Source organism: Streptomyces sp. NPDC047974, assembly GCF_040653375.1.
Classification (GTDB): Bacteria; Actinomycetota; Actinomycetes; order Streptomycetales; family Streptomycetaceae; genus Streptomyces.
The window spans coordinates 44,758-57,131 of sequence record NZ_JBEZNU010000010.1; the positions used below are offsets into that span (position 1 = coordinate 44,758).

Annotated in this window: 8 protein-coding genes; 5 read left to right on the forward strand and 3 right to left on the reverse strand. The window is 74.7% G+C overall.

Features of this window, described 5'->3' with window-relative positions; genetic code table 11:
* Positions 1-35: 35 nt before the first annotated feature.
* Both AB0E19_RS16335 and AB0E19_RS16340 read right to left on the reverse strand, forming a co-directional pair.
* Complete coding sequence (locus tag AB0E19_RS16335) at positions 36-1,457, reverse strand: alpha/beta hydrolase (RefSeq protein WP_362180128.1); 1,422 nt, start codon at positions 1,455-1,457, stop codon at positions 36-38.
* 149 nt (positions 1,458-1,606) lie between these two features.
* Positions 1,607-3,181 carry an alpha/beta hydrolase gene (locus AB0E19_RS16340; RefSeq protein WP_362179597.1) on the reverse strand — a complete coding sequence of 525 codons (1,575 nt, stop codon included), beginning with the start codon at positions 3,179-3,181 and terminating at the stop codon, positions 1,607-1,609.
* Here AB0E19_RS16340 and AB0E19_RS16345 point away from each other — a divergent pair.
* The gene (locus AB0E19_RS16345; RefSeq protein ID WP_362179600.1) at positions 3,180-3,503 is read left to right on the forward strand and encodes a hypothetical protein; all 324 of its coding nucleotides are present in this window, start codon (positions 3,180-3,182) and stop codon (positions 3,501-3,503) included. The two genes, AB0E19_RS16340 and AB0E19_RS16345, sit on opposite strands and share 2 nt — an antisense overlap.
* Positions 3,504-3,513: 10 nt before the next feature.
* Here AB0E19_RS16345 and AB0E19_RS16350 read toward each other — a convergent pair whose 3' ends face one another.
* Positions 3,514-6,159 (reverse strand): lysylphosphatidylglycerol synthase domain-containing protein, encoded by a 2,646-nt coding sequence (locus AB0E19_RS16350; protein ID WP_362179603.1) that lies wholly within the window; start codon positions 6,157-6,159, stop codon positions 3,514-3,516.
* Between the two features lie 171 nt (positions 6,160-6,330).
* Here AB0E19_RS16350 and AB0E19_RS16355 point away from each other — a divergent pair, with 171 nt between their 5' ends.
* The 4 genes from AB0E19_RS16355 to AB0E19_RS16370 all read left to right on the forward strand — a co-directional run bounded on the left by AB0E19_RS16355 (position 6,331) and on the right by AB0E19_RS16370 (position 12,344).
* Entirely contained in the window at positions 6,331-6,741 is a 411-nt protein-coding gene (locus AB0E19_RS16355) for an MGMT family protein (RefSeq protein ID WP_362179606.1), read from the forward strand.
* Positions 6,742-7,208: 467 nt separating this feature from the next.
* Positions 7,209-10,502: an ATP-dependent DNA helicase gene (locus AB0E19_RS16360; RefSeq protein ID WP_362180131.1), complete on the forward strand. Its 3,294-nt coding sequence runs from the start codon at positions 7,209-7,211 to the stop codon at positions 10,500-10,502.
* A gap of 160 nt (positions 10,503-10,662) precedes the next feature.
* Positions 10,663-11,439 (forward strand): hypothetical protein, encoded by a 777-nt coding sequence (locus tag AB0E19_RS16365; RefSeq protein ID WP_362179609.1) that lies wholly within the window; start codon positions 10,663-10,665, stop codon positions 11,437-11,439.
* 98 nt (positions 11,440-11,537) lie between these two features.
* Positions 11,538-12,344, forward strand: coding sequence for a hypothetical protein (locus AB0E19_RS16370; protein WP_362179612.1), 807 nt, complete (start codon positions 11,538-11,540; stop codon positions 12,342-12,344).
* Positions 12,345-12,374: the final 30 nt, after the last annotated feature.

Here is a 12,374-nt window from a genome sequence, read left to right on the forward strand (position 1 = left end):
CTCTTCCGGATCAGGCCGGATCAGGGAGAAACGGCCTAGCCGCAGGTCGTGCCGTACGCGGGCACCTTCCCGTCGAGCAGGTACGCGTCGACCGTCCGCGTCACGCACGGGGAGGTGCCGTACGCGCCGTGCCCCTCGCCCTTGTTGGTGACCAGGATCCCGACGCCCTCGCCGAGTTCGGCCGCCATCCGCTCGGCGCCCTCGTAGGGGGTCGCCGGGTCGCCCGTCGTGCCCACGACGAGCACCGGGTCCGCGCCCGGGGCCGACGCCGCCGGCGTCCTCGCCTCGCCCTTCACCGGCCAGCCGGCGCACCAGCCGGCCGTGTCCCAGGCGAGGAAGGCGCCGAAGACGGGGGAGAGCCGGCGGAACTCCGGCAGCAGCGCCTTCGCCCGCGCGGCCGTCGGGCGCTCGCTGGAGTCGGCGCAGGAGATCGCCCGCTGCGCGTGCGACTGGGTGGCGTAACGTCCCTGCTCGTCCCGGTCGTTGTAGGCGTCCGCGAGCCGCAGCAGCCCGCTGCCGTCGCCGGCCTCGGCCGCCTCCAGGGCCTGGGTGAGCAGCGGCCAGCTCGACTCCGCGTAGAGGGTGACCGCGATGCCGGTGGTCGCCAGGCCCTCGGTGAGCAGCCGGTCGCCGACCTCCAGGGGCCGCTGGTCGAGCATGGCGAGCAGCGTGGTGATCCGCGCGGTGCCGGCCTGAGGGGTCTGCCCGGTGGACTTCAGGTAGTTGTCCAGGGCCCGCTGGAAGCCGACCGTCTGGTGCCGGGCGTGGCCCGAGGCGTCGGCGGTCGGGTCGACCACGGCGTCCAGGACCAGCCGGCCCACTCGGCGCGGGAAGAGGTGGGCGTAGACGCCGCCGAGCTGGGTGCCGTACGAGATGCCGAGGTAGTGCAGCTTCTCGTCGCCGAGGGCCTGCCGGATCAGGTCCAGGTCGCGGGCGGTGGCCGAGGTGGTGGTGTGCGGGACGACCGTGCCGGAGCGGCGGGCGCAGCCGGCCCCGAAGGCGGCGGCGTCCTTCAGGTAGGCGGCCTCCTCGGCGGGCGTGTCCGGGGTGGAGTCGACCGTGGCCTCGGCGGCGGCCTGCTCGGCGTCGTCGCGGCAGACGACTCCGGAGCTGCGGCCCACCCCGCGCGGGTCGAAGCCGACGAGGTCGTACCGCCCGCCCAGGGAGGCGTACTCCCCGGAGAGCTGCGGCAGCATCTCGACGCCGGAGGCGCCGGGCCCGCCGAAGTTGAAGAGCAGCGACCCGATCCGCCGCTTCCGGTCGGTCGCCTCCTTGCGGATCAGGGCGATGTCCAGGGTGGCCCCGGCCGGCTTCGCGTGGTCCAGCGGGACCCGCACGGTGGCGCAGCGCCACTCGTCGCCGGCGTCGTCGCAGCGCTTCCAGTCGAGGCCCCGGGAGGCGGCGGAGGGCTTCGTGTCGGAGGCGGCGGGGCCCGTGCCCGTACAGCCGGTGGCCAGCAGGCCGCCCGCGACGGCGAGCACCGTCAGACGCCTGCGCAGGGACCGTAGGGACCGTATGGACCGTATGGACAAGGAGGACCCCCGAGGGTTCGGGCCGGGACTGGCCCGCCATCCTAGGGGGCCCGGGGCGGCACCCCGCGGACGGCCTACGTGCAGACGGTGCCCGAGGCGGGGACCTTGCCGTCGAGGAGGTAGCCGTCGACGGCCTTCTTCACGCAGGCGCTGCCGCCGTTGTACGCGCCGTGGCCCTCGCCCTCGTACGTCAGCTCCACGCCGACGCCCTCGCCGAGGGCCTGGACCATGGCGCGGGCGCCCTCGTACGGGGTCGCGGGGTCGCCGGTGTTGCCGACCACCAGGATCGGCGCGGAGCCGGGCGCGGACACGTCCGGGTGGTCCCAGGCACCCGGCACCGGCCACTGCGAGCAGGAGGAGAGGGCCCAGCCCATGAAGTCGCCGAAGACGGGGGAGGCCTCGCGGAACTGCGGGAGGCGCTCCTTGGCCTGGCCGAGGGTGTAGCGCTCCTTGAAGTCGACGCAGTTGATGGCGGCGTTGGCGGCCTGGATGTTGCTGTAACTGCCGTTCTCCCCGCGGCCGTTCATCGAGTCGGAGAGGGCGAGGAGGAGGGCGCCGTCGCCGCCGTCCGCGGCCTCCAGGCCCTGCTCCAGGTAGGGCCAGAACTCCTTCGAGTACAGCGACTGGGCGATGCCGTTGGTGGCCTGGGTCTGCGTCAGCTTCCGGCTTCCGATGCCGGCGATCGGCTTCTCGTCGAGCGCGGTGAGGAGATCGGTGACGCCCTCCTCGATCTCGGCGACCGTCGAGCCCGGCAGGGCGCACTCGTCGCCCCGGTCGACGCAGTCCTGCGCGAAGTTGTCCAGCGCCAGCTGGAAGCCCTTCGCCTGGCCGAGGGCGCCCTCCTGGACGCCCGCGTCCGGGTCCACGACCGCGTCGAAGACGGCCCGGCCGACGCGCTCGGGGAAGAGGTGGGCGTAGACGCCGCCGAGCTCCGTGCCGTACGAGATGCCGAAGTAGTGCAGCCGGTCGTCGCCGAGGACCTGGCGCAGGAGGTCCATGTCCCGGGCCGCGCTCTCCGTGCCGACGTGCGGGAGGACCGGGCCGGCGTCGGCGTCGCAGCCCGCGGCGTACTTCTTCTGCGCGTCGGACAGGGTCCGCTCCTCGGCCTGGTCGTCCGGGGTGAAGTCGAGGGCGTAGTACGCGTCCAGCTCCTTGTCCGTGGCGCACTCCACGGGCTCGCTGCGGCCGACACCGCGCGGGTCGAAGGAGACCAGGTCGTAGCGGGAGCGGAGGGTCTCGTAGTCGTTCGCGAAGCCCGGCAGACCGGTGACGCCGGAGCCGCCGGGGCCGCCGAAGTTGAAGACGAGGGAGCCGATGCGGCGGGCGTTGTCCCGGGCCCGCGCGCGGATCAGGGCCAGCTCGATCGTCTCGCCCTCCGGCTGGGACCAGTCCAGCGGGGTGCGCAGGAACGCGCACTCCCAGGGGGTGCCGCCGGGGAGCGGGGTCGGGGCCTGCCCGCCGCCCTCCGCCGGGGACGGCGGCGGGCAGGTGTCCCATTCGAGCTGCTGGCTCGTGAGGGAGGCGAGGCCGCCGGTGCCGGTGGGGCGGGCCGGGGTGGCCTCGTCGCCGTCGTCCGAGCAGCCGGTCAGGCAGAGGAGGGTGGTGGCGGTGAGGAGGGCGGCGGCGCGCCGGCCGGCGGAGAGGGGCATGCACCCATGCTCGTCGCCCCCGCCACCCCCCGCCCGCGACACACCCCCAAGCGGGTGCCTCCCCGCCACGGCGAACAGGCCGACCCGGCCGCTCCGGCCGCGGCGCCCGCTCCGGCCGCGGCGCCCGCGCCGCCGCTTCGTCGTCGGCGTACGTTCCTCCCCCGGAGGGGCCCCAGGCCTCCGGCTCGGCGTCCCCTTCGCCGGCTACCTCGCCCGCGCCGCCCTGCTGCCCGGGCGCGGGACCGGGGTGCCGGTCGCGGGGGCGGTCGAGGTCGGCTGCCGGCTGCTGCTCCTCGGCTTCCTCGTCGGCGGGTGCGGCTGACCGCCGGTGCTCAGAGCGCTTCCCGCTTCGTCAGCCAGTTGAAGCAGATCCAGCCCGGCAGGACCGGCAGCCACAGGGTCAGCAGACGGTAGAGGAGGACGGCCGGGGTGGCGACCTCGATGGGCAGGCCCACCGCGACCAGACCGCCGATGAGCGCGCCCTCGACCGCGCCGACGCCGCCGGGCGTCGGGGCCGCCGAGCCGATCGCGTTGCCCGCGAGGAAGACCACGGCCACGCTCGCGTAGCTGATCGACGCGTGGCCGTGCCCGAAGGCGCGGATCGAGGCGTCCAGGCAGAGCACGAAGGTGCCGGTGATCAGCAGCATCCCGCTGATGCCCGTCGCCAGCTTCAGCGGCCTCTGGAGCACGTCCAGCATGCGCGGCACCACACCCGCGAAGAGCGAGCGCAGCCGGGTCGAGACGAACTTCCGCATGAAGGGGATCGCCGTCACCACCAGGACGAGCACCGCGACCGTCAGCAGACCCGCGATGACCGTCCGCGACGGGGTGAACGACTGCGACTTCTCGGTGCCGGTCAGATAGCCGAAGGAGAGCAGCAGCAGGATGTGCGCCCCGAGCCCGAAGAGCTGCGAGGCGCCGACGCTCGCCACCGCGAGGCCCGGGCGCACCCCCGCGCGCTGCAGGAAGCGGGTGTTGAGGGCGACACCGCCGACCGCCGCCGGGGCGACGATCTTCACGAACGAGCCGGCGACCTGCGCCACCACCGTCCGCCAGAAGCCGACCCGCTCCGGCACGAAACCGAGCAGGCTCATCGCCGCCGCCAGGTAGCTGAGCGCCGAGAAGACCACGGCCGCCGCCACCCACCGCCAGTCCGCCTCGCTCACCGTGGACAGCGGCGTCCGGGTGATCTGCGACAGCAGGAAGTACGCGGCGACGGCGCCCGCGATCAGCGAGATCAGCGTCCGCGGCTTGATCCGCTCCAGCCGGACCGGCTCCACCGGCGCCTGCGGCCGGATCAGCAGCACCTGCCGGCGGATCTGCGCGAGCAGGTCCTCCTCGCGGGCCTCGTCCAGGGCCTCGTCGAGCGCCCGCTTCTCCGCCTTCTTGTCCGCCCGCTTCTCGGCCTTCTCGGCCTTCGGGTCGGCGCCCGGCGCCGGCAGCCCGGCGTGGGCGGCCGCCTTGGCCCGCTCCCGTTCCTTCTTCGCCTCCTCGGAGGCGGCGAGGACCGCGTCCCGCTCCCGCTGCGAGCGCTCCCGCGCCAGCTTCCGCAGGGTCGCGCGGGTCGAGCGGCTCAGCGCGATCGGCTGGAGCAGCGGCAGGCAGTCCGCCACCGCGTCCGGGCCGAGCACCTCCACGGCCGCGGCCACCGCCCGCTCCGCCCCGACCCGCAGCCCCAGGGTCGTCAGGAACTGGGCGATGTCCATCCGCAGCACCAGATCGCCGGCCGCGATGTCGCCGCCGCGCAGATCCGTCAGGAACACCCTGCCGGAACGATCCACCAGGATCGCGTCGCCCGACAGCCTGCGGTGCGCGATCCGCCGCGACTGGAGCGCCTTCACCTGCCGCCAGGCGCTGCGCACCAGCTCGTCGGTGATCTCGTCGTCGTCGAGCGAGTCCAGGCTCCGCCCGCCGATGTGCTCGTACACGAGCATCACCGCGTCCGGGCCCAGCTCGGAGGTGGCGATCAGCTTCGGCGCGTTCGCGCCGGCCGCGATCGCCGCGTACGCGAGGAGCGCCTCCTGCTCCAGGGCCTGCCGCAGCGAGACGATCGAACGGCGGGTCGTCACCGTCCGCAGGGTGATCCGCCGCCACAGCCGGTAGAAGAAGCCGTGCGCCTGCTGCTCCCGGTCGACGACCGTGACGTCCAGCGGCGGCCCGTCCTCCAGGGTCACGAGGTACCGGCGGCCCCGGTCGCCGCTCTCCGCGGTCTCCGGCACCTCCTCCGCGCGCAGCGCCGTCACCGGCCGGAAGCCGACCCGGCGCAGGCCCGCGAGGAGGGTCTGGCCGGTCGGCCGGACGTTCGGCGAGCCGACCGCGTACAGGGTGCCGTACGCCACCGTCCAGCCGATGAGGACGGTGAGGATGATCGAGAAGGCGGTGGTGTAGCCGGCCACGAGCATGGTGAAGGCGTCGAGCAGCAGCACCGCCCAGAGCGAGAACCGCCAGCGCGGTCTTCGGGCCATCCCGACGGCCGTCATGTAGGCGATCACCGGCGCGAGGTAGTTGTGCACCGGGTCGGTCAGCCCGCCGCCGCTCGCCGGCTGGGTCAGCGCGTCCTGGATGGTGTCCGGCGCGCCCTTCGCCACCCACAGGTCGATCGCCAGGGTGACGCCGTGCGCGAGCACCGCCGCGAGCACGCCGTCCGCGATCCGCAGCCCGTCCCGTTTCACCAGGCGCTCGATGGCGAACGCCACCGGCAGGACGAGGATCGCGATCGACGAGACGAGCCCCGCGATCCTGACGAAGACGTCGGAGGCGCCGACCGCCCCCTTGTTGATGTCCTGCTCCAGGCCGGAGGTGGTGCCGTGGGCGAAGGCGGCGATGGCGAGGACGACGGCGATGGCGAGCGTCCCGGCGAGCAGACGCATGAGGTCGGAGGGCCGGTGGACACGGGCGGCGAGCAGCGGCTCGTCGCCGGAGACCCGCTCGGGCATGTCGGGCCGAGCCTCACCGGGAGGCTGTGTGTCCTGACCCATCACCATGTCCGTCTCTGCGTGTCCTGCTGCTTGCGTCTGTCGCTGTCGATCGCGAAGTCGATCTCGAAGTTGATCTCGTATCACCGGTCACCGCCCGGACGATGGTGGCACGAAGAGCCGCCCGGCGGAGGCATCAGGGCCATGTCGGTGGGGTGAGGCAGGATGAGACGGATGAGCCTGGAGGGACCCGTGGGACGGACCGGAGCGAGCGGAGCGGAAGACTCCGGAGCGGCGGGCGAGCTGCCCCCGTACGCCGAGGCGGTGCTCGACGCCGCCGACCGGATCCCGCCGGGCCGGGTGATGACCTACGGGGACGTCGCCGAATGGCTCGGCGAGGGCGGACCCCGCCAGGTCGGCCGCGTCATGGCCCTCTACGGCGGCGGCGCCCCGTGGTGGCGGGTCGTCCGCGCCGACGGCGCCCTGCTCCCCGGCCACGAGCTGCGCGCCCTCGGCCACTACCGCGAGGAGGGCACCCCGCTCCGCGAGCGCGGCCCGGCGGCGGAGGGGCACCTGCCGAGGATCGACATGCGCCGGGCCCGCTGGGACGGCGTCGAAGCGGAACCCGGCGGCGAAGCGGAATGACGCACGGGCCGCGCGGCGCGGCCCGTGCGTGCGGGATCTCACACGCGACCCCGGCACCCCCGTGGCGCCCGGGCCCCCGCCCGTCCGGTCCCGGAGACACGGGCCCGCGAGCGCCCGGTTTCGCGTAACGTCGACGGGCATGCCGCCGACGGCGACGGATGCGGCGACGGATCCGCTGCCGGATCCAGCGAAGGATCCACCGAAGGATCCGGCAGAGGCACGGAGAGCGGTACGGGCCCCGGCACGCGCGCGTGCGCGGACCCGCACCCGTCCGCGTACCGCTGCCCGCGCCCCCGCCGTCGTCACCGGCACCGTACGCACCACCCGCACCGCCCGCGCCACCTCACCACCGACCAGGACCGGCCCACCACGTGAGTTCCTCCTCCACCACCCGGCCGACGCCGCCGCACCAGGGACAGCCGTACCCGGGCGCGGGCAGGCAGCGGACCCCCGGCGCGTACCGGCTGGTGCGCACGGCGCCGGCCCCGGTGGATCCCCCTCAGCTGGACGCAGCCCAGCGCGCGGTGGTTGAGCACGACCGGGGACCCCTCCTCGTCCTCGCCGGACCCGGCACCGGGAAGACGACGACGCTGGTGGAGGCGGTCGCGACCCGCATGGAGCGCGGCACCGACCCCGAGCGGATCCTCGTCCTCACCTTCAGCCGCAAGGCCGCCGTCGAACTCCGCGACCGGATGGCGACCCGGCTCGGCGGCCGCCGCCCGCCCCAGGCCACCACCTTCCACTCGTACTGCTACGCCCTCATCCGCGCCCACCAGGACGCCGAACTCTTCGCCGAACCCCTCCGGCTCCTCTCGGGACCCGAGCAGGACCTCGCCGTCCGCGAACTCCTCGCCGGCCAGATCGACCTCGAACGGACCGGGCTCGGCGGCGTCCTCTGGCCCGACGAACTCCGCGCCTGCCTCACCACCCGGGGCTTCGCCGACGAGGTCCGCGCCGTCCTCGCCCGCTCCCGCGAACTCGGCCTCGGCCCCGACGCGCTGCGCCGCTTCGCCGAACGCGTCGGCCGCCCCGACTGGAAGGCCGCGGCGGGCTTCCTCGCCGAGTACCTCGACGTCCTCGACCTCCAGGGCGTCCTCGACTACACCGAGCTCGTCCACCGGGCCGTGCTGCTCGCCGAACGGATCACCCTCCCCGCCTACGACGCCGTGTACGTCGACGAGTACCAGGACACCGACCCCGCCCAGGTCCGGCTCCTCACCGCGCTCACCGGCGGCGGCCGGAACACGGTCGTCGCCTTCGGCGACCCCGACCAGTCCATCTACGCCTTCCGCGGCGCCGACGTGAACGGCATCCTCGACTTCCCCGCCGCCTTCGGCGGAGCCCCCGTCCGCGTCCTCGGCACCTCCCGCCGCGCCGGCGCCGACCTGCTCGCCGCCACCCGCCAGCTCACCCGGCGCATGCCGCTGACCCGGCTGCCCGCGGCCGCCGTCCGCGCCCACCGCGAGCTGTCGCCGGTACGCGACGGAGGCCGCGCCGAGGCGTACACGTACCCCACCGCCTCCGCCGAGTCCGAGAACATCGCCGACCTGCTGCGCCGCGCCCACCTGGAGGACGGCGTCCCCTGGCACGACATGGCCGTCCTCGCCCGCGCCGCCGCCCTTCTCCCCTCCCTCCGCCGAGCCCTCACCTCGGCCGGTGTCCCCGTCGAGACGGACACCGCCGACACCCCGCTGCGCCACGAGCCGGCGGTGGCCCCGCTGCTGCTGGCCCTGAGGGCCGTCGCCGCCCCGGTCGTGGGCAGGCGTCCTTCCCCCGAGGACTCCGTCCAGGGGGGACCCCCGGCGGAAGGGGCGGGCACCCCCACCCACGGCGCCGAACCGGCCCCCGAGCCCGGACCCGCACCGGACGAGCCCGCACACGAGGGCACCTGGCTCCCGGTCGAGACGGCTCTCGACCTTCTGGCCTCGCCCCTCGGCGGCGTGGACCCGGCCGACCTCAGGCGACTGGGCCGCGCCCTCAGGGAAGAGCACCGCGCCGCGGGCGACCGGCTCCCGCCCCCCTCCGACGTCCTCCTCACCCGGGCCCTCGCCGAACCCGAACGCCTCGCCGCCCACGACCCCGCCTACGCCCGCGGCGCCCAGCGCCTCGGCCGCCTCCTCCAGGAGGCCCGTACCCTCCTCGCCGGCGGCGGCACCGCCGAGGAGGTCCTCTGGCTGCTCTGGAACGGCACGCCCTGGCCCGGCCGTCTGGAGCGCGCCGCCCTCCGCGGCGGCCCGGCCGGCCGCAACGCCGACCGCGACCTCGACGCCGTCTGCGCCCTCTTCGAGACCGCCGCCCGCGCCGAGGAACGGCTCGGCGGCCGCGGCGTCCTCAACTTCCTGGAGGAGCTCGACGCCCAGGACATCGCCGCCGACACCCTGACCCGCCGCCACACCCGCCCGGACGCGGTCCGGCTGATGACCGCCCACCGCTCCAAGGGCCTGGAGTGGGGCCTCGTCGTCGTCGCCGGCGTCCAGGAGGGCCTCTGGCCCGACCTGCGCCGCCGCGGCTCCCTCCTCGAAGCCGACCGCATCGGCCGCGACGGCCTCGCCGAACCCCTCACCGCCGGCGCCCTCCTCGCCGAGGAGCGCCGCCTCTTCTACGTCGCCGCCACCCGCGCCCGCGAACGGCTCGTCGTCACCGCCGTGAAGGCCCCCGCCGAGGACGGCGACCAGCCCTCCCGCTTCCTCGCCGAGCTGGGCGCCGAGCCGAAGGAGGTGCCGGGCCGGCCCCGCCGCCCGCTCGCCGTCTCCGCGCTCGTCGCCGAGCTGCGCGCCACCACCGTCGACCCGGAGGCCTCGCCCGCGCTCCGCGACGCCGCCGCCCGCCGCCTCGCCTCCCTCGCCTCCCTCGCCGACGAGGACGGGCAGCCGATGGTCCCGGCCGCCCACCCGGACCGCTGGTGGGGGCTGCACGAGCCGACCCGCGGCGAGGTGCCGCTGCGCGACCCGGACCGGCCCGTCGCGCTCTCCCCGAGCGCCCTGGAGAACCTCGCCGCCACCTGCTCCCTCCAGTGGTTCCTCGGCCGCGAGGTGAAGGCCGCCGAACCCGCCTCCGCCGCGCAGGGCTTCGGCAACGTCGTCCACGTCCTCGCCGACGAGGTCGCCTCCGGCCGCACCCCCGCCGACCTGGACGTCCTCATGGCCCGCCTCGACACCGTGTGGGACGCCCTCGCCTTCGACGCCCCGTGGAAGTCCGCGCAGGAGAAGGAGCACGCGCGCGTGGCGCTCGAACGCTTCCTGCGCTGGCACGTGATGGACCGCGGCGCCCGCACCCCCGTCGCCTCCGAGCACGGCTTCGACGTCACCCTGGACGCGGGGGAGTACCAGGTCCGCATCCGCGGCTCCATGGACCGCGTCGAGACGGACGCGGAGGGCCGGGCGTACGTCGTCGACTTCAAGACCGGCAAGTCCGCGCCCACCCGGGACGAGGTCGCCCACCACCCGCAGCTCGCCGTCTACCAGCTCGCCGTCCGCGAGGGCGCCCTCGACGAGGTCCTCGACGGCCGCCGCCCCGAGCCCGGCGGCGCCGAACTCGTCCAGCTGCGCCAGGCCGCCCCCAAGAAGGAGGGCGGCGACGCCCTGCCCAAGGTGCAGGCCCAGCGGCCGCCGGAGGGCGAGTGGGTCGGCGAGCTGCTCGCCACCGCCGCCGGCCGGGTCCTCGACGAGCGCTTCACCCCGACCGCCGGGCAGCACTGCGCGAACTGCTCCTTCCGCGCCGCGTGCAGCGCCCGACCGGAGGGCCGCCAGGTCGTCGACTGAGCGGGAGTGACCGGAGTCACGTTTCCATCCGTGCATCCTTTCGCGACCCCGGCTTGTCACTCTGTGGGCGGCACCGCATAAGGTCGCCGTCAAGAAAAGCTGTGAATCTTCGCTTTCGAACACGCCGAAAGCACCACCAAGCACGCTGAGGAGTACGCGCATGAGGGCCAACCGGAAGCTCTGGGCCACCGCGGCGATCTGTCTGACCGTCGTCGCCGGTGTCACCGGCTGCGGCAAGGGCGACGACAAGGCCGCCGACCCCTTCGCGGGCCTCTCCGCCGACGACATCGCCAAGAAGGCCGTCGAGACGACCAAGGCCGCCACCTCCGTCCACATGAAGGGCGAGGGCAAGGACGACGGCAAGGACATGACCCTCGACTTCTCGGTCGACGACAAGGGCACCTGCCAGGGCACCATGTCCATGGGCGGCGGCGGCAAGGCCGAGGTCATGCGGACCGGCGGCTTCAGCTACATGAAGGGCGACGACGCCTTCTACAAGGGCACCGCGGGCGAGGACGGCTCCTCGGCCGAGGAGGCCGGCGCCATCGCCACGCTGCTCAACGGCCGCTGGATGAAGCTCCCCGCCGACGACGCCGACTCCAACGACATGGGCGAGTTCTGCGACCTGAAGGCGATCTTCGCCGACATGGACAAGGAGACCGAGACCACCGGTCTCACCCGCGAGGCCGACGCCGACGTCGACGGCACCGCCACCGTCGTCCTCAAGAGCAAGGCCGACAAGAAGGGCGAGACCACCACGCTGTACGTGGCCAAGGACTCCGCCAAGCCGTACATCCTCCGCTCCGTCACCGCCGGCGGCGACGAGCCCGGCACGGTCACCCTCAGCGACTACGACAAGCCGCTGAACGTCACCGCCCCGCCGGCCGACCAGGTCATGGACATGGAGGCGCTGATGAAGGCCGGCGCCGGCAGCTGACCCCCGGCACCGAGTAGCGGCCACGCGCGCGTGGGGCGACCCTGGTGACAGGGTCCGGGGGACTCCGGGGGGTACTCCGGGGGGACGAGGAGGCTCGTATGCGGTCCCAGTCCAGCCACCGGAAGCTCCGCGCCGCTGCCGTCGCCGCCGTCGCCGCCGTCGCGGTCCCCGCCCCGGCGGCGGCCTGGGCGGCGGCGCCGCAGGGCCACGCCCCTGCCGTCGCGGCCCCGACCCCGGATCCCTTCGACGGGCTCACCCCCGCCGAGATCGCCGACCGGGCCGTCGACGCCACCCGCTCCGCGGACTCCCTGCGCATGACCGGACAGGCCGTGTCCGAAGGGCAGGAATTCGACCTCGACCTCTCCGTCGACGACCAGGGCTCCTGCCAGGGCCGCATCGGCGTCGACGAGGCCGACGCCGAACTCCGCCGGCTCGACGGCGTCACCTACATGAAGGGCGACGCGGCCTTCTGGCGGGCCTCCATGACCGCCGAGGGCGTCCCCGAGAACCAGATCGACCCGGTCATCGAACTGATCGACGGCCGCTGGCTCAAGATCGGCCCTGGCCAGGCCGGGGCCGCCGACCTCGGCGAGGTCTGCGACCTCGACCTGCTCCTCGACGACCTCGGCGAGGGCCAGGAGGACCACGCCGGCTTCACCCGCGGCCCCGACCGCGAGATGGACGGCGACCCCGTCGCGACCCTCGTGGAGAAGGAGTCCGGCGAGACCACCACCGTCTCCGTCGCCCAGGAGGGCAAGCCGTACATCCGCCAGGTCGTCGTGACCGGCGGCGACGAACCCGGCTCGATGACCCTCTCCGAGTTCGACCGCCCGGTGGAGGTCACCGCCCCGCCCGCCGACGAGACCGTCGACCTCTCCCGGCTCGACTCCGGCACCCCTGCCTGAAACCCGCAGGTCAGCCCCGTGCCGGACGGG

What these genes read in the sequence shown, in the direction of transcription:
- AB0E19_RS16345 (WP_362179600.1), top strand. Translation starts at nt 3,180, where the DNA reads ATGCACCCATGCTCGTCGCCCCCGCCACCCCCCGCCCGCGACACACCC.
- AB0E19_RS16340 (WP_362179597.1), bottom strand. Translation starts at nt 3,181, where the DNA reads ATGCCCCTCTCCGCCGGCCGGCGCGCCGCCGCCCTCCTCACCGCCACC.
- AB0E19_RS16350 (WP_362179603.1), bottom strand. Translation starts at nt 6,159, where the DNA reads ATGGGTCAGGACACACAGCCTCCCGGTGAGGCTCGGCCCGACATGCCC.
- AB0E19_RS16355 (WP_362179606.1), top strand. Translation starts at nt 6,331, where the DNA reads ATGAGCCTGGAGGGACCCGTGGGACGGACCGGAGCGAGCGGAGCGGAA.
- AB0E19_RS16365 (WP_362179609.1), top strand. Translation starts at nt 10,663, where the DNA reads ATGAGGGCCAACCGGAAGCTCTGGGCCACCGCGGCGATCTGTCTGACC.
- AB0E19_RS16370 (WP_362179612.1), top strand. Translation starts at nt 11,538, where the DNA reads ATGCGGTCCCAGTCCAGCCACCGGAAGCTCCGCGCCGCTGCCGTCGCC.